Annotated in this window: 12 protein-coding genes and 1 pseudogene; 4 read left to right on the plus strand and 9 right to left on the minus strand. The window is 73.7% G+C overall.

Going from position 1 to position 17,380, the window contains the following annotated elements; genetic code table 11:
- Positions 1-157 precede the first annotated feature (157 nt).
- The 4 genes and pseudogenes from ACIPXB_RS09820 to ACIPXB_RS09835 all read right to left on the minus strand — a co-directional run bounded on the left by ACIPXB_RS09820 (position 158) and on the right by ACIPXB_RS09835 (position 6,117).
- Positions 158-331 carry a CsbD family protein gene (locus ACIPXB_RS09820; RefSeq protein WP_401446889.1) on the minus strand — a complete coding sequence of 58 codons (174 nt, stop codon included), beginning with the start codon at positions 329-331 and terminating at the stop codon, positions 158-160.
- A gap of 12 nt (positions 332-343) precedes the next feature.
- Positions 344-595, minus strand: a pseudogene (locus ACIPXB_RS09825) (hypothetical protein); the annotation flags it as partial.
- Positions 596-721: 126 nt separating this feature from the next.
- Positions 722-2,137, minus strand: coding sequence for a M1 family metallopeptidase (locus ACIPXB_RS09830; RefSeq protein ID WP_401446891.1), 1,416 nt, complete (start codon positions 2,135-2,137; stop codon positions 722-724).
- Between the two features lie 41 nt (positions 2,138-2,178).
- Positions 2,179-6,117 (minus strand): Pls/PosA family non-ribosomal peptide synthetase, encoded by a 3,939-nt coding sequence (locus ACIPXB_RS09835; protein ID WP_401446894.1) that lies wholly within the window; start codon positions 6,115-6,117, stop codon positions 2,179-2,181.
- Positions 6,118-6,380: 263 nt separating this feature from the next.
- On the opposite strand from ACIPXB_RS09835, the gene ACIPXB_RS09840 reads away from it, so the two are divergent.
- Positions 6,381-7,157 carry a carbonic anhydrase gene (locus tag ACIPXB_RS09840; RefSeq protein WP_401446896.1) on the plus strand — a complete coding sequence of 259 codons (777 nt, stop codon included), beginning with the start codon at positions 6,381-6,383 and terminating at the stop codon, positions 7,155-7,157.
- An 18-nt stretch (positions 7,158-7,175) separates the two neighbouring features.
- Here the strand turns inward: ACIPXB_RS09840 and ACIPXB_RS09845 are convergent, their stop codons facing one another.
- The 4 genes from ACIPXB_RS09845 to katG all read right to left on the minus strand — a co-directional run bounded on the left by ACIPXB_RS09845 (position 7,176) and on the right by katG (position 12,397).
- Positions 7,176-8,108, minus strand: coding sequence for a DUF5996 family protein (locus ACIPXB_RS09845; protein ID WP_401446898.1), 933 nt, complete (start codon positions 8,106-8,108; stop codon positions 7,176-7,178).
- A 94-nt stretch (positions 8,109-8,202) separates the two neighbouring features.
- On the minus strand, positions 8,203-8,694 hold the full coding sequence (locus tag ACIPXB_RS09850) for a DUF6328 family protein (protein ID WP_401446900.1): 492 nt from the start codon (positions 8,692-8,694) through the stop codon (positions 8,203-8,205).
- Positions 8,695-8,735: 41 nt separating this feature from the next.
- Positions 8,736-9,602 (minus strand): lytic polysaccharide monooxygenase, encoded by an 867-nt coding sequence (locus tag ACIPXB_RS09855; RefSeq protein WP_401446903.1) that lies wholly within the window; start codon positions 9,600-9,602, stop codon positions 8,736-8,738.
- 575 nt (positions 9,603-10,177) lie between these two features.
- Complete coding sequence (gene katG, locus ACIPXB_RS09860; protein ID WP_401446905.1) at positions 10,178-12,397, minus strand: catalase/peroxidase HPI; 2,220 nt, start codon at positions 12,395-12,397, stop codon at positions 10,178-10,180.
- Positions 12,398-12,552: 155 nt separating this feature from the next.
- On the opposite strand from katG, the gene ACIPXB_RS09865 reads away from it, so the two are divergent.
- The gene (locus tag ACIPXB_RS09865) at positions 12,553-12,963 is read left to right on the plus strand and encodes a Fur family transcriptional regulator (protein ID WP_401446908.1); all 411 of its coding nucleotides are present in this window, start codon (positions 12,553-12,555) and stop codon (positions 12,961-12,963) included.
- Between the two features lie 45 nt (positions 12,964-13,008).
- Here ACIPXB_RS09865 and ACIPXB_RS09870 read toward each other — a convergent pair whose 3' ends face one another.
- Positions 13,009-14,844 (minus strand): glycoside hydrolase family 15 protein, encoded by a 1,836-nt coding sequence (locus ACIPXB_RS09870; RefSeq protein ID WP_401446910.1) that lies wholly within the window; start codon positions 14,842-14,844, stop codon positions 13,009-13,011.
- Positions 14,845-14,970: 126 nt separating this feature from the next.
- Here ACIPXB_RS09870 and ACIPXB_RS09875 point away from each other — a divergent pair, with 126 nt between their 5' ends.
- Positions 14,971-15,546, plus strand: coding sequence for a PadR family transcriptional regulator (locus ACIPXB_RS09875; RefSeq protein WP_401446912.1), 576 nt, complete (start codon positions 14,971-14,973; stop codon positions 15,544-15,546).
- A 38-nt stretch (positions 15,547-15,584) separates the two neighbouring features.
- A complete protein-coding gene (locus ACIPXB_RS09880) occupies positions 15,585-17,306 on the plus strand; it encodes an acyl-CoA dehydrogenase family protein (RefSeq protein ID WP_401446914.1) in 1,722 nt (573 codons plus the stop codon).
- The last annotated feature ends 74 nt before the right edge of the window (positions 17,307-17,380 follow it).

Here is a 17,380-nt window from a genome sequence, read left to right on the forward strand (position 1 = left end):
GGGGCCCCGGGCGTGGTGGGGGGGGGGGGGGCCGGGGCCGCCGGGGGGGCCGGGGGCGGGGGGGCCCCGCGGGCCGGGGGGGGGGGGGCCCCCCCCGGGGGGGGGGGGGCCCCCCCCCCCCGCCGGCCGCCGCTTTTCAGCCGTACGAGCCGCGGTGTCAGTGCTTGAACATGTCCTTGGTCTTCTCCTTGGCCTGGCGTGCGTCGCCCTTGACCTGTTCGGCGCGGCCCTTCGCCGTCAGGCTCTCGTTGCCGACCACCCGGCCGGCCGCCTCCTTGGCCTTGCCCCTGACCTGCTCGGCCTTGGCCTTGGTCTTCTCCTTGCCCGACACGGTCACCACTCCTCAGCTTCCGGAGAACCTCGTGCACCGTGCGTCTGGCCACTTCGCCCCGGCGTAAACCTCCGGCCCATGCCCGGTCGGCACCACCTCCGGCGGCGCGACCGGGCCCGGCGGTGTGCCGCCGCCGCACGGCCGGCCGCCCAGCGCCGCCCGGCCGTGCGGCGCGAGCCAGTCCGAGAGGTCCGGGCCGAGGGGCACGATCCCGGTCGGATCGATGTCGTCGTGCACCGTGAAGTAGTGCCGCTCGATGTGGTCGACCCTCGCGGCCGTCCGCCGTGATCCGGGTGGTCAGGCAGCGCTCGTCACGGGTGCAGGACGCGCCCTTGTGCACGTAGCTCACGTGGCGCGCCTACCCGGCGCACGCGCCGCCGAACGCGCGCGTCAGGCCGAGTGGCGGCCGTGGGCCGGCGCTCCGCCGTTGGTGGGCGGGTACGCGGGGCGGGCCGGGGTCATCGGCTCGGGCGGGCGGACCGGCGGCGCGGGCAGCGGCGGCAGGGCCGGCTCGTACAGCCAGGCCGAGAACAGCTCCTCCACCGGCTCCGTCGCGTAGCGCGCCACATGGCTGAGGAAGGCCATCGTGGTCACCACCCCGTGCCGGTGCACCGTCGTCCAGTCGCGCAGCATGCGGAAGAACGCCGGGTCCCCCAGCGCGCAGCGGATCGCGTGCACGGCGAGGCCGCCGCGCTGGTAGAGCCGGTCGTCGAACATCAGCTTGCGGCCCGGGTCGACCAGGGTCAGGTCCTGCGGCAGCGACGCCAGCAGCCGGTGCGCGGCCGCCGCCAGCGCGTGCGCGGTGCGGCCCCCCGAACGCTCCGACCAGAGCCATTCCGCGTACTTCGCGAAGCCCTCGTTGAGCCAGATGTGCCGCCAGTCGGCGATGGTCACGCTGTTGCCGAACCACTGGTGCGCCAGCTCGTGGGCGACCAGGCGCTCGGAGCCGCGCGCGCCGTCGACGTGGTTGGTGCCGAACAGCGACAGGCCCTGGGCCTCCACCGGCACGTCCAGCTCCTCGTCGGCGACGACCACCGCGTACTCCCCGAAGGGGTAGGGCCCGAACAGGTCCTCGAACAGCTGCATCATGGCGGGCTGCCGGGCGAAGTCGCGGGAGAACTGCGGCAGCAGGTGCGCCGGCACGTGGGCGCTCATGGGTACGCCGCCCAGCCCGGGATCGCCGAGCAGCACCGTCTGGTGCACGCCGATCGACAGGCCCACCAGATAGCTGGACGTCGGCGCCGGCTGCTCGTACACCCACGTGGTGGTGCTGGCCTTCGTCGTCCGGGTCAGCAGCCGGCCGCCGGCGACCACCGTGTACGCGGACGGGGTGTTGACCGAGATCTGGTACGAGGCCTTGTCGGCCGGCCGGTCGTTGCACGGGTACCAGGAGGGCGCACCGACCGGCTGGCTGGCCACCAGCGCGCCGTCGGTCAGCTCCTCCCAGCCGAGGCCGCCCCAGGGACTGCGCACCGGCTTCGGATTGCCCGCCCAGTGCACCTCCACCGTGAAGGCGGCGCCCGCGGGCAGCGGCTTGACCGGCTGGACGCGCAGCTTGCCGCCCCGGTGGGTGTACCGCGGGGCCCGGCCGTTCACCAGTACCCGGCCTATCTTGAACTCCGCCAGGTTCAGGTGGAACTCGGTGAGCGGCGCCCGCCCGGCGATCGCGCTGAGCCGGGCCGTCCCGGCCAGCCGGTTGGGGCCGGGACGGTAGTCCAGGGCGAGCTCGTACCGGTGCACGCGGTAACGGGGATCGCCGTTGGCCGGAAAGTACGGGTCCGACACCGCTGTCCTCTGGCCGCTCATTGCCGCTTCCGCTCCCTGCACAGTGCTCTGCCCGGACCCTCTCAGGTCCGCCACGCCTCGATCGGGTTGCCCAGCCAACGGGTGTCGGCGGGGACGGATTCCCCGGCCATCACCAGCGAGGCGGGACCCAGCGTGCTGTGGGCACCGACCGTACTCCCGGGCAGGACGATTCCGCCCGGGCCCAAGGTGGCGCCCTCACGGAGGACCACAGTATCCGTCCTCAAGATCCGGTCGTGGAAGAGGTGCGTCTGCAACACGCAGCCGCGGTTCACGCTGACCGCGTCGCCCAGCACCACCAGGTCCGTCTCGGGCAGCCAGTAGCTCTCGCACCACACGCCCCGGCCGATCCGGGCGCCGAGCCCGCGCAGCCACAGGTTCAGCAGCGGCGTACCGGGTACGGATCCGGCCAGCCACGGCACGGCCAGCACCTCCACGAACGTGTCGGCGAGCTCGTTGCGCCACACGAAGCCGCTCCACAGCGGGTGCTCGCCCGTGCGGTGCCGGCCCACCAGCAGCCACTTCGCGGTCACGGACACCGCGCACGCGGCCAGCCCGGCGGCCAGCAGCACCGCTCCGGACAGCAGCGCCGCACCCCAGGCCCCCACACCGGTCGCGGCGAGCGCGCACAGCGCCGCCACGGTCAGCACGGCCAGCGCGGCCGAACAGAACACCGGCACCAGCCGGCACAGCTCCACCAGGCCGCGCGCCCACAGCAGCCGCGCGGGCGGGTCGTACGTACGGCTGCTGTCGGCGGCCGCGGCCGACCGCGGCAGCTTCACCGGCGGCAGACCCAGGTACGAGCTGCCCTTCTTGGCCTTCTTCGGGGTCGCCGACAGCACGCCCACCAGCCCGTCGTCCGGCACGCTGCGGCCCGGGGCGGTCATGCCGGAGTTGCCGAGGAACGCCCGGCGGCCGATCTCGGAGTGCCCGATCCGTATCCAGCCGCCGCCCAGCTCGTACGGCGCGGTCAAGGTGTCGTCGGCGAGGAACGCGCCCTCGCCCACCGTGGTCAGGCTCGGCAGCGCGAGCACGGTGGACACCTCCGCCCCCCGGCCGATCTTCATGCCGAGCATGCGCAGCCACACCGGGGTGATCAGCCCGGCGTACAGCGGGAAGAGGGTCGCCCGGGACAGGTCCATCAGCTGGGTGACCGTCCAGGCCTGCCAGCCGGTCCTGCTGTGCGTGGGATGGATGCCCGTGCGCAGGCCGAGGCTGAGCAGCCGTACGGACACCAGCAGCAGCGCCGCGTACGCGAACCCGAAGGCGAGCGCCCCGGGCACCACGGCGAGCAGGGCTCCGCGCAGCGCCTCGCCGAGTCCGGCGCCGGCGGGCACGAAGGCGCTCAGCACCAGCAGGGCGGGCGCGGTGGCGAGCACGGGCAGGGCCGTGAGGCCGAAGCCGGCCGCCCCGTAGGCGGCCCGCCAGAACAGCCCGCGCGGCGGGCGTTCCTTGGGCCAGTTGTGCTTGGCCCGGCCCAGCTTGACCGCGGGCGCGCCGCCCCAGCGCTGGCCGGTGGGGATCTGGCCGACCACGGCGGAGCCGGGGGCCACCTCGGCCCGCTTGCCGACCCGGGCACCGGGGAAGAGCATGCTGCGGGTGCCGACGACCGCGCCCGCACCGACCTTGACCGCGCCGATCTCCAGCCGGTCCCCGTCGAGCCAGTACCCGGACAGGTCCACCTCGGACTCCACGGCGCAGCCGCGGCCGAGCTTGAGCAGGCCCGTCACCGGCGGCATCGCGTGCAGGTCCACCTCGGGGCCGACCTTGGCGCCCAGCGCCCGCGCGTACCGCTCCAGCCAGGAACCGGTCAGGGAGGTCGCGCCGGCGTACTCGGCCAGCCGCTCGGCCGTCCACAGCCTCAGGTGGACGCCGCCGCCGCGCGGGTACCGCCCGGCCTTCACCCCGCGCAGCAGCAGACGGGCGCCGCCCGCCGCGATCGCGAGCCGGCCCGGCGGGCTGTAGAGCAGCGCCGCGGCGGGGGCCACCACCCACCAGGAGGCGGTCGGCGCCCACGGGTACGCCCCGAACCAGCGCAGCGCGTTGCCCAGGGCCAGCAGCGCCACGGCCCAGCGCACGCCCACCAGGGTGAACAGGGGCAGCAGCAGGAGCGACTGCACCACCTTGGCGCGCGTGGGGACCGGCGCGACGACACGGGACGCGTCGTCGTCCTGGACGGACTTCTCCAGGCGGCGGGCCAGCTTGCGCAGGACCGGCTGCTGGTAGATGTCGAGGACGGCCGCGCTCGGGTAGCGGGTGCGCAGGCGGGTGGTCAGCCGGGCGGCGGCCAGGCTGTTGCCGCCGATGGCGAAGAAGTCGTCGGCAGCGCCGGTGACGGCGACACCGAGCGTCTCGCTCCACTGCTCGGCGAGCCAGGCCTCGGTGCCGTAGAGCTGTTCGGCGGGCCCGGTGCTCTCCAGTTCGGGCAGCGGCCAGGGCAGCGCGTCCCGGTCCACCTTGCCGGAGGTGCGGGTCGGCAGCTCCTCGACCGGCGCGAGCAGCGGGACGAGGGCCGCGGGCAGCTCGGCGCGCAGCCGCCGGGTGGCCGCCGCGTGGTCCCAGCCGTCCTGGGTGACCAGGTAGCCGACGAGCAGCTGGTTGCCGCTGCGGGCGGTGCGGACGGCCGCTGCCGCGCCGGCGACGGCCGGCAGGGCCTGGAGGGCGGCGTCGACCTCGCCCAGCTCGATGCGCCGGCCGCCGAGCTTGATCTGCTCGTCGCCGCGGCCGAGGAAGACCAGGCCCTCCGGCTCCGCGCGGACGAGGTCGCCGCTGCGGTAGGCGCGCTCCCAGCCGAGGGACTCCAGCGGGGCGTACTTCTCGGCGTCCTTCGCCGGATCGAGGTAGCGGGCCAGGCCGACGCCGCCGATCACCAGCTGGCCGCTGCCGCCCATCGGGACCGGCTCGCCGGACTCGTCGACCACGACCAGCTCCCAGCCGTTCAGCGGGAGGCCGATCCGGATCGGCTCCTCGCCGGTCAGCAGGGAGGCGCAGGCGACCACGGTGGCCTCGGTGGGGCCGTACGTGTTCCAGACCTCGCGGCCCTCGGTGACCAGGCGCTGGGTCAGCTCGGGCGGGCAGGCCTCGCCGCCGAAGATCAGCAGCCGGACCTCGTCGAGGGTCTCGGGCTCCCACAGCGCGGCCAGGGTCGGGACCGTGGAGACCACGGTGATCTCCTGCTCCACCAGCCAGGGGCCGAGGTCGGCGCCGCTGCGCACCTGGGAGCGGGGGACGGGCACCAGGCAGGCGCCGTAGCGCCAGGCCAGCCACATCTCCTCGCAGGAGGCGTCGAAGGCGACGGACAGGCCCGCCATCACCCGGTCGCCGGGGCCGATGGGCTCCTCGGTGAGGAAGAGCGCGGCCTCGGCGTCCACGAACGCGGCGGCGCTGCGGTGGCTGACGGCGACGCCCTTGGGCTTGCCGGTGGAGCCGGAGGTGAAGATGATCCACGCGTCGTGTTCGGGGCCGGGCCGGGCGGCGGCCACCGTCGCGTCCGCGCGGCCGGCGGCGTCGATGCGCCCGCCGGCGCCGACGACCGCCCGTACCCCGGCCTCCCCGAAGACCAGCTCGGCCCGCTCGTCGGGGTCCTCGGCGTCGACGGGCACATAGGCCGCGCCGGCGGCCAGGACGGCGAGGACGGCGACGTACAGCTCGTTGGTGCCCGACGCCACGCGGACGCCGACCCGGTCGCCGAGACCCACCCCGGCGGCCGCCAGGGCGCGCCGGCGGCGCTCGACCTCGGCGGCCAGCGCCCGGTAGGTCAGCTGCGCGGCGCCGTCGTCGAGGGCGAGCTCGTCGGGGTACGCCCGTACGGAGGCGTCGAGGATGTCGACCAGGGTGCGGGCCGGAGCGGCGGGGCCGGCGGAGAACCGGGCGAACTTCCCGGACTCTTCCGGCTTTTCGGACGCAGAGGACCTTTCGGGCTCCGTGTGCGTGTCCCCGTCGTCGAGCAGGGTCAGATCACCGCGCTCAGGTGTGGCTGCCATCGGCCCTCGCGTCTCGTTCCCGGAAAGTTCCGGGTCGCCGGAGGGAGCCCAGGTTTGCCCGGGTTGTTCCGATTCCAGCGCCGAACAACCTGTCAGTCTAGTACGTCATCAAGAATTTTCTGATTGAAGCCTGGTGGGTGTGGCGTGGAACGTACGGTGTGCGGGAGGGCGATTGCGGTGGTTTGTTCAAGATTGTTCCAAGGGTGGGTCATGCCGGTCCGGCACGCGCCGCCCCGACGCCGGGAGGCTTAGCGTGGTGCCGCATGACGCTCGATGCGCAGGGTCGTGACGGCGGACGGGACGGCGGACGGTACGGGGGACGGGGCGGACCGGGCCCGGGCCGGCGCCGGCTGGTCCGGGGCGCTCTGACGGGCACGGTGGCCCTCGGCGCCGCCCTGGCCTTCGGCGCCTCCGGGGCCGCGCCGCCCGCCCGCCTCGCCGGCCCGCGGGTCCGCCCGGCCACGCCCGGGGCGGCGCTGCGGGAGCTGGAGCGGGGCAACCGGCGCTGGCGCACCCTGCACGAGAAGCATCCCGACGAGACGCTGACCGTCCGCCGGGAGCTGCTCACCGGTCAGCACCCCTTCGCCGTGGTCCTGGGCTGCATCGATTCCCGGGTCCCGCCCGAGCTGGTCTTCGACCAGGGACTCGGCGACCTCATGACGGTGCGCTCGGCGGGCCAGGTGCTGGACCAGGCGGTGCTGGGGAGCGTCGCGTACGGGGTGCTGGAGGTGGGGATCCCGCTGGTCGTGGTGCTGGGCCACCAGTCCTGCGGCGCCGTCGCCGCGGCGGTCCGCGCCGAGGTGGCCGGGGATCCGCTGCCCGGCCCGCTGCGCTACCTCACCGACCAGATCCGCCCCGCGATCGACCACCGGCTGCGGGGGGACGCGCGCAACGACGCGACGGTCACCGCGCACGTACGCCGGGTGCGCTCCCGGCTGGCGGGGGAGCCGGCCTTCGCCGCCCGGATCACGGCGGGCACGCTCGCGGTCGTCGGCGCCCGGTACGAGCTGACCGATCAGCGGGCCCACTGGATCCACTGACCGGCCCGGCCCGCCGGCTCAAGCCAGGAGGGGGTCGGTGACACCGCCGGGGGAGGCGAGGCGCTCGGCGTCCCAGCCCATGAGGCCGGCCGCCGACCGGTACACCGACGCGTAGAAGCCGAGGACGGCCGCGCGGGGGTCCGGGCCCTCCCGGACGTCGTCGTAGTCCAGCACGGCCAGGCGGGCCGGGCCCCGGGAGATCCAGCGCGCCGCCTCGTGGTCCAGCGGCAGCCCGGCCAGGCCCTCGGGCTCCGGCGCGGCGTAGGAGTAGAAGGCGGGCCGGGGGAAGGCGTCGTCGCCGAACCAGAAGCCGCAAGCGACGACCTCGCGCGAGTACGCCTCCCGGGTCACCGGGTCGACCTCCGCCCCGAGCTCGACCCGGCGGTCGGAGAACCGGGTGACGGCGATGTCGTAGGAGTGCCAGAACAGGTGCACCGGGCTGATCTTCCCGCAGAACCCGGCGGAGAACTCCTCCAGCACCAGGGCGACCCGGGTCAGCACCTGCCAGTGGCGGTTGACCCAGAACGGGTCGTACGCGGCGTGCTCGGTGTCCTGCTCGAACGGCCGGTCCGTGTCGGGCAGGCCGTACGGGCGCGGAATCGCGAGGGTCACGGTCACGCCGACCCTGGCCAGCGCGTCGAGGGCCGCCCGGTGGAACGACGCCACGCTGTGCCCGGCGAGCGGGAAGGACGTGGTCCGGCCGTCGAGCACGGACACCACCAGCCGGTGCTCGACGAAATCGAAGTCCACCGTGAAGACCGGCAGGCCGCCGGTGCCGCCCATCGGGCGGCTCGTGATCCCCCGCCCCGTGACATGGAACGCCACGTTCCACCAGTGGTTGCGCCGCGGGCTGTTCGCCAGCCGGATCTTGCCGACGACCTGCGTGAACCGGTGCAGCGTCTCCTTGGTGTCGTGCCACTGCGTCAGTGGAATCGCGGGGAACAGGTCCACGGGGCATCCCTCGGCTCGTCGCGCTGCGCCGCCTCGCGGCCCGGCCCCGCCATCTTCACCCCCGCCCGGCCCGCAACCCCGGTCCGACGTGCCGTCAGATGCCTCCGGGGCCGCGGGCGCGGTCGCGGTCGTGGCGCAGCCGGTGCCACATGGGCATGCCGAACCACAGCCACACGATGCCGCTGAAGACGCACGAGGCGATCAGCGCCGAACTGCCGGGACCCAGCACCATGGTGACGACGAGCAGCAGCGCGCTGCTCATCGCCAGCATCAGCAGGACCAGCCCGATCAGGGCGAGCCGGTTGGAGACGACGATCAGGCGGCCGCGCATTCCGCGCCGGAAGACCACCCGGTGGAAGGGGGCCGGTGCGGTGAGGAAGGCGGCGGCGCCGAACGCGACGACCAGCGTCAGCACGTACTGGTTGCTCTGCAGCGAGGTGAGCGAGGCGAACCGGGGGCTGAAGGCGAAGGTCATCAGGAACCCGAGCAGGATCTGCACGCCCGTCTGGGCGACACGCACCTCCTGGAGCAGCTCGGCGTAGGCCTTGTCCGGATCCTGCGGGGGCTGGGGGTCGGGAACGGCCATCGCGCGCTCCTCCTTCCGGGGTGGGGGCTGGGGCGGGGGTGTCAGCACCGCTTCACCCGCCGGACCCAGAACACCAGCAGCAGGAACGAGGTGAGCGAGACGATCGCCAGCGAGGCGCCGGCGACGGCCGCGCCGTTCGTGCCCCTGCCCGGGGTGCGGGCGGCGGACGCCAGGGAGATCGGAGCGCCCGCACCGGCGCCGGCCTCGGCGGCGGCCTGCGCCGCCCGCGCCGGCTGGGCCCCCTCGCCCGCCGGCGGGGCGGGTGCGGTGCCCGGGTCCGCGGGGAAGTGCACGTCGGCGCAGGAGTAGTAGGTGTCCGGCAGCCGGGTGTTGCGCCAGACGGTCAGGATCAGGTGCCGTCCGGTCCGGCCGGTGGGGAGCTGCCCGGTGAAGGTGTACGTGTTCTCCACCAGGGGCGGGTCGGTGACCGTCAGGAACGGCTGCGGTTCGAGGTCGGACCATTTCAGCGGCTGCCCGGGGTCGTAGCCGCTCCTGGTCACGTACAGCTCGAAGCGGCCCGCGTGCGGGATGGAGGAGCGGTACCGGAAGGTGAACGGGGCGCCGGCGGTCAGCTGGGTGACCGGCCAGTCGTCCCGGGGCAGGTCCAGCCCCCGGAACCGGGCGAGGCCCGCGCTGCACACCTTGCCGTCGGGAACCCGGTCCCGGTCCCGCCCGTCGACGTCCTTGAGCCGGACGTTGTCCCAGTCGGCCAGTGCCCCGCCGGGGCTCGCGGCCAGCGCCGCGTCACAGGCCGGCGAGCCGAGGTAGCGGCCGCTGTCGGGCGTGCAGGCGACGCTGCGGCTGACCGGGGTCCACGCCGCGCCGTGCGCCGCGGCCGGTCCGGCCGTGAGGCCGAGCACGATCAGCGCCGCCGGGCCCACTACCGCCCGGGCCGTTCCGTTCCTCATCGCGCCCCTCCTCCATCACCGGATGTTCACCAGATGTGCACCGGATGTGTAGGGAGGGCACGGAAGTGATCTTTGGTGTGGTTCACGGGCTCCGGGCGCGAGGAGCGGCTTTCGGTCGCGCGCCGCACCGCGCTCGGCGCGCCCCGGCGGGCGTTCCCCCGGTACGGCCGTGACGGAGGTGGACGCCGCTCCTCCCGTCCGCCCGGAGCGGGGCCGGCGCCCGGCCCGCCTGCCGGGAAGCGCGCGGTCGGGTCCCGGTGCAGCTCACGGCGGCTCCGGCGGTCGCCGTGGCCCGCCGCGGGGGCGGCGCGGGGGCCGGGGGAGGGGCCGCGCCGGACGGCCCGCGGCCACCGCCCCGGCGTCCGGCGCGGGCGGCTCCGGGGCGCCGGGGCGCCCGCGATCCTCGGCCGAAACGTATGAGGTGACATGACGAAGCTCGAGCATCCCGCGAGCGGCCGGGCCGCTTCCCGGCCCCGTTCGTGCCCTCCGCGGCTGCGTCCGCGGCCCTGTGTGCGGCCCGGACGCACCGCAGCCCGCCTCGTGGAGGCGGGCTGCGGTACCTGCGAGCGGTGCGATCAGACGAGGTCGAAGCGGTCCAGGTCCATCACCTTGGCCCACGCGGCGACGAAGTCCGTCACGAACTTCTCCTTCGCGTCGTCGCTCGCGTAGACCTCCGCGAGCGCGCGCAGCTCGGAGTTCGAGCCGAAGACCAGGTCGGCACGGGTGCCGGTCCACTTCACGGCGCCCGTGGCGTCGTCGCGGGCCTCGAACTCGTCCTGCGCCGAGGACGTGGACTTCCAGGTCGTGCCCAGGTCGAGCAGGTTGACGAAGAAGTCGTTGGTCAGCGTGCCCGGACGGTCCGTGAGGACACCGTGCTTGGACTGGCCGTGGTTGGCGCCCAGGACGCGCAGGCCGCCGACGAGCACGGTCAGCTCGGGGGCGCTCAGGGTGAGCAGGTTCGCCTTGTCGAGCAGCAGGTACTCGGCCGGCAGGCGGTTGCCCTTGCCGACGTAGTTGCGGAAGCCGTCCGCGGCCGGCTCCAGCGCGGCGAAGGACTCGACGTCCGTCTGGTCCTGCGCGGCGTCCACGCGGCCCGGGGTGAACGGCACCTCGACCTCGAAGCCGCCGTCCTTCGCGGCCTGCTCGACGGCCGCGCCGCCCGCCAGCACGATCAGGTCGGCCAGCGAGACCTGCTTGCCGCCCTGGGCGTTGAACGCCTCCTGGACGCCCTCCAGCGTACGGAGCACCTGCGCCAGCTGGTCGGGGTTGTTGACCTCCCAGCCGCGCTGCGGCTCCAGGCGGACCCGGGCGCCGTTGGCGCCGCCGCGCTTGTCGCTGCCGCGGAAGGACGAGGCCGAGGCCCAGGCCGCCGAGACCAGCTGGGCGACGGTGAGGTCGGTGGCCAGCACCCGCTCCTTGAGCGCGGCGACGTCCGCGGCGTCGAGGAGCTCGCCCTCGCGCGCCGGCAGCGGGTCCTGCCACAGCAGCACCTCGGAGGGGACCTCGGCGCCGAGGTAGCGCACCACCGGGCCCATGTCGCGGTGGGTCAGCTTGTACCAGGCGCGGGCGAAGGCGTCCGCGAACTGGTCGGGGTTCTCGTAGAAGCGGCGCGAGATCTGCTCGTAGACCGGGTCGAAGCGCAGCGACAGGTCGGTGGTGAGCATCATCGGAAGGTGCTTCTTCGACGCGTCGTGCGCGTCGGGGATGGTCGCCTCGGCGTTCTTCGCGACCCACTGGTGGGCGCCGGCCGGGCTCCGCGTGAGCTCGTACTCGTACTCGAAGAGGTTCTTGAAGAACTCGTTGCCCCAGGCTGTCGGGGTGCTGGTCCAGGTGACCTCGAGGCCGCTGGTGATCGCGTCCCCGCCCTTGCCGGTGCCGTACGTGCTGGCCCAGCCCAGGCCCTGCGCCTCGATCGGGGCGGCCTCGGGGTCGGCGCCCACGTGGTCGGCCGGGCCCGCGCCGTGGGTCTTGCCGAAGGTGTGGCCGCCGGCGATCAGGGCGACGGTCTCCTCGTCGTTCATCGCCATCCGGCGGAACGTCTCGCGGATGTCGCGGGCCGCGGCGACCGGGTCCGGGTTGCCGTTCGGGCCCTCCGGGTTGACGTAGATCAGACCCATCTGGACCGCGCCGAGCGGGCTCTCCAGCTCGCGGTCACCGGTGTAGCGCTCGTCGCCGAGCCAGGTGGTCTCCGGGCCCCAGTAGACGTCCTCCTCCGACTCCCAGACGTCCGGGCGGCCGCCGGCGAAGCCGAAGGTCTTGAAGCCCATCGTCTCCAGGGCGACGTTGCCGGTGAGGATCATGAGGTCGGCCCAGGAGATCGCCTGGCCGTACTTCTTCTTGACCGGCCACAGCAGACGGCGGGCCTTGTCCAGGTTGCCGTTGTCCGGCCAGCTGTTCAGCGGGGCGAAGCGCTGCTGACCGGCGCCCGCGCCACCGCGGCCGTCGCTGATGCGGTACGTGCCGGCGCTGTGCCAGGCCATGCGGACCATCAGCGGGCCGTAGTTGCCGAAGTCGGCCGGCCACCAGTCCTGCGAGGTGGTCAGCACCTCGGCTATGTCCCGCTTCACCGCCGCGAGGTCGAGGCCCTTGAAGGCCTCGGCGTAGTCGAACTCCTCGCCGAGGGGATTGGCCACGGCGGGATTCTTGGCGAGGATCTTGAGGTTGAGCCGCTCCGGCCACCACTGGCGGTTTCCGCCGCCCTGCGTCGGGTGTGCGGCGCGCCCGTGCGCGACGGGGCAGCCGCCCCCACCCTCCGCCTTCGCGTCTACGACGTTTGCGTCATGGTTCTCAGACATGGGGAGTCCTGTCCGTCACGTCTTCAGCCTCCTGCGCCACCGCTTGGGCGGTACCGCGCTCGCTGAAGTCTTCCTTGGTCCTTGGCTACCAGCAGAACCGATCCTACGATGGACAGAGTCCAAGTCAAGAAGAACGCCAGACTAGGTGGACCGATATGAGTGACCTGCTGGAGCGGCTGAGGGCGCGTGGCTGGAGGATGACCTCCCAGCGGCGCGTCGTGGCGGAGGTGCTCGACGGCGACCACGTGCACCTCACGGCCGACGAGGTGCACGCCCGGGCCGCGGAGCGGCTGCCGGAGATCTCCCGGGCGACCGTCTACAACGCCCTGGGCGAGCTCGTGCTGCTCGGCGAGGTCGTGGAGCTGTCCACCGACGGCCGCGCCAAGCGCTACGACCCCAACGGGCACCGGCCGCACCATCACCTGGTCTGCTCCGGCTGCGGCACCATCCGGGACGTCCGCACCGCCGGCGACCTGCTCGCCGACCTCCCGGCGGCGGAGCGCTTCGGTTTCACGGTGGCGAAGGCCGAGGTCACCTACCGGGGGCTGTGCCCGGCCTGCCGGTAGCGCGCCGTTCCCGGGTGCCCGCCCCGGCGCCCGCCCCGCGGCGGGTCAGCCGGGGCGGCGGTCCAGTTCCTCGTCGAGGGCCAGGGCGGCGTCGATGAGGGCCAGGTGCGTGAGCGCCTGCGGGAAATTGCCCAGCTGCTCGCCCGAGGGGCCGGTCTCCTCGGCGAAGAGGCCGACGTGGTTGGCGTACGTCAGCATCTTGTCGAACGCGTAGCGCGCCTGCTCCAGCCGCCCGGCGCGGGCCAGCGCCTCGACGTACAGGAAGCTGCACAGGTTGAAGGTGCCCTCGCGGCCGAGCAGGCCGTCCGGCGAGGCCGCGGGGTCGTAGCGGTGGACGAGGCTGTCGCTGACCAGTTCCCGGTCCATCGCGTCGAGCGTGGACAGCCACGCCGGGTCGGTCGGCGCCAGGAACCCCACCTTCGGCATGAGCAGCAGCGAGGCGTCCAGCACGTCGGACCCGTAGTGCTGGACGAAGGCCTGGCGCCGCGGGCTCCAGCCGCGCTCCACGATCTGTGTGAAGACCGCGTCGCGGGCCGCCGTCCAGCGCGCGAGGTCGGCGGGGCGGGAGTGGGTCCGCGCCATCCGGATGCCCCGGTCGAAGGCGACCCACGACATCAGACGGCTGAAGGTGAAGTCCTGGCGGCCGCCGCGGGTCTCCCAGATCCCCTCGTCCGGCTCGTCCCAGTGCTCGGTGAACCAGTCCAGGACGGAGGCGAACGCCTGCCAGCCGTGCAGGGCGCCTCCGCCGCCGCCCGCGGCGAAGGCGTAGACCGCCTCGCCGTAGATGTCCAGCTGGAGCTGGTCGGCCGCCGCGTTGCCGATCCGGACGGGCGCCGACCCCCGGTAGCCCTCCCAGTGGCCGAGGACCTCCTCGGGCAGGTGGGGATCGCCGTCCACCCGGTACATGATCTGCAGCGGCCGGCCGGAGGCGAAGTCGCCCTCTTCGAAGCGGCCGCGGACCCAGTGGCGGAACGCCAGTGCCTCGGGCACGAAGCCGAGGGTGAGCAGTGCGCGCACCGAGAGGGAGGCGTCCCTGATCCAGGTGTAGCGGTAGTCCCAGTTGCGCTCCCCGCCGACGAGCTCGGGCAGCCCGGCCGTCGCCGCGGCGACCGGCGCCCCGGTGGGGGCGTACGTCAGCAGCTTCAGCGTGATCGCGGAGCGGTTGACCATCTGCTGCCACCGGCCCCGGTAGGTGCAGGGGCGCAGCCAGCGGGCCCAGAAGGACCGGCAGTCGTCGAAGGCGGCACGGGCGCTCTCCCGGCTCGGCGGACCGGGGGCCGGGCCGCCGCTCGCGTCGCAGGTCAGGACGACGGTGGCGATCTCGCCCGCCGAGAGCGTGAAGCGCGCCACGGCATCGGCCCCGTCCGCGACGAGGGTGAGGGGCGCGCTCGCCCGTACGAAGAGGTCCGTCCCGCCGCCGCGCAGCAGGGCGGACCGGTCGTCGAGCAGCGTGAGCGTGTGCGGGGCCCGGCCGTAGTCGAAGCGGGGCCGGCACTCCAGGACGAAGGGCAGGCGGCCGCGCACCACCCGTACCGTCCGGTGCAGCCGGTGCCGGTCCGAGGGCTCGCCGGACTCCTCGGGGATCATGAAGTCCCCGACCTCGCCGACCCCGTCCGGAGCCATGAAACGGGTCACCAGCAGGGCGGTGTCCGCCAGGTAGAGCTGCTTGACCGTCACGTCGGTGACCCGGTCGCGGTCGACCGTCAGGCGGCAGTGGCCGCCCCGGGCGTGGTCCAGCAGCGAGCCGAAGACACTGGGCGAGTCGAACCGCGGCGTGCACCACCAGTCCACGGTCCCGTCGCCGGAGACCAGTGCCGCCGTCTGGAGATCGCCCACCAGGCCGTGGTCCGCGATCGGGGGATAGGCGCCGCCTGCGCTCATGGGGCCTCCGTGACCGGCCCGGTGGGGAGCGGAGTGCTCCCGGCTCATTGTCCCATCGGGTGAGCCGCGTCTCACCCGGACGCCGGCGCTTGTCTATGCAACGAGTTGCATAGAAGGATTCCCGGTATGGCGCTCGAACACGCGATCCTCGTCTCGCTGCTGGAGAAGCCGGGCTCCGGCTATGAGCTGGCCCGGCGCTTCGAGCGGTCCATCGGCTACTTCTGGACCGCCACCCACCAGCAGATCTACCGCGTCCTGAAGCGCATGGAGGGCGACGGCCTGCTCGCCGTCCGCGAGGTGGCGCAGCAGGGCCGGCCGGACAAGAAGGAGTACTCCGTCGCCGCCCCCGGCCGCGCCGCCCTCGCGCGGTGGCTGCACGAGCCGATCGAACCCGAGAGCCTGCGGCACGACCTCGCCGTGAAGATCCGCGGAGCGGCCTTCGACGACCCGGCCGCCCTGGTCCGCGAGGTCGAACGGCACCGCCGGGCGCACGGCGACCGCCTCGCCCACTACCTGGCCGGGGAGGACCGCGACTTCACCGGGCCCGGGGCCCCCGCCCCGCTCGACGCCGGCCAGGAACTGCAGCACGTGGTCCTGCGCGGCGGCATCGCCTACGAGCGCATGACCATCGCCTGGCTCGACGACGTCCTCGCCACGCTCCACCGCATCGGCGGATCCTCCGGCTCCGCGCCCCTCAGCTGACCCGCCCCATCCCTCGACCCCTCGGAAGGCACACCTCCATGGCCGACTCCCTGCTCTTCAACCCGCGCACCTACGACCCCGCGCACTTCGACCCCGAGACGCGCCGCCTGCTGCGCGCCACCGTCGACTGGTTCGAGGAGCGCGGCAAGCGCAAGCTGATCGAGGACTACCGCTCCCGTGCCTGGCTGGGCGACTTCCTCGCCTTCTCCGCCAAGGAAGGCCTGTTCGCCACCTTCCTGACCCCCTCGGCCGCCGCCGACGGGCACCCGGACAAGCGCTGGGACACCGCCCGGATCGCCGCCCTGAACGAGATCTTCGGGTTCTACGGCCTCGACTACTGGTACGCCTGGCAGGTGACCATCCTCGGCCTCGGCCCGGTCTGGCAGAGCGACAACGCCGCCGCCCGCGCCCGTGCCGCCGAACTCCTCGCCCAGGGCGAGGTGTTCGCCTTCGGCCTGTCCGAGAAGACGCACGGCGCGGACATCTACTCCACCGACATGCTGCTGGAGCCGGACGGCAACGGCGGCTTCCGGGCCACCGGTTCCAAGTACTACATCGGCAACGGCAACGCCGCCGGCCTCGTCTCCGTCTTCGGCCGCCGTACCGACATCGAGGGCCCGGACGCGTACGTCTTCTTCGCCGCCGACAGCCGCCACCCGGACTACCACCTGGTGAAGAACGTCGTCGACTCCTCCAAGTACGTCAGCGAGTTCCGCCTGGAGGACTACCCCGTCGCCCCCGAGGACGTCCTGCACACCGGCCGCGCCGCCTTCGACGCCGCCCTCAACACGGTCAACGTCGGCAAGTTCAACCTCTGCACCGCCTCCATCGGCATCTGCGAGCACGCGATGTACGAGGCCGTCACCCACGCGAGCAACCGCATCCTCTACGGCCGCCCCGTCACCGCCTTCCCGCACGTCCGCCGCGAGCTGACCGACGCCTACGTCCGCCTCGTCGGCATGAAGCTCTTCAGCGACCGCGCCGTCGACTACTTCCGCACCGCCGGCCCCGACGACCGCCGCTACCTGCTCTTCAACCCGATGACGAAGATGAAGGTGACCACGGAGGGCGAGAAGGTCATCGACCTCATGTGGGACGTCATCGCCGCCAAGGGCTTCGAGAAGGACAACTACTTCGCCCAGGCGGCCGTCGAGATCCGCGGCCTGCCCAAGCTCGAGGGCACGGTCCACGTCAACCTCGCGCTGATCCTCAAGTTCATGCGCAACCACCTGCTGGACCCGGCCGGTTACGAGGCCGTCCCGACCCGCCTCGACGCGGCCGACGACGCGTTCCTCTTCCGGCAGGGCCCGGCCCGCGGCCTGGGCGCCGTCCGCTTCCACGACTGGCGCCCCGCCTTCGACGCGTACGCAGAGGTGGCCAACGTCGCCCGCTTCCGCGAACAGGCCGACGCGCTCTGCGCGTTCGTCACGACCGCCGCGCCCGACGAGGAGCAGAGCCGCGACCTCGACCTCCTCCTCGCCGTCGGCCAGCTCTTCGCGCTCGTCGTCCACGGCCAGCTGATCCTGGAGCAGGCCCGCCTGACCGGCCTCGACCAGGACGTGCTCGACGAGCTGTTCGCCGTCCTCGTCCGCGACTTCTCCGCGCACGCCGTGGAGCTGTACGGCAAGGACTCGGCCACCGCGCAGCAGCAGGACTGGGCGCTGGGCGCGGTCCGCCGCCCGGTCGTGGACGAGGCCCGCTCGGCGCGCGTCTGGCAGCGCGTCGAGGCCCTGTCCGGCGCGTACGAGATGGCCCCGTAACCGAGCGCCCCGGCCGACCCGGCCACCCCGCCCGGCCGACCCGGCCACCCCGCCCGGCCCACCGTGCGCACACC

Origin of the sequence: Streptomyces sp. NPDC090022, from assembly GCF_044748145.1 — a bacterium.
Taxonomy (GTDB): Bacteria; Actinomycetota; Actinomycetes; order Streptomycetales; family Streptomycetaceae; genus Streptomyces.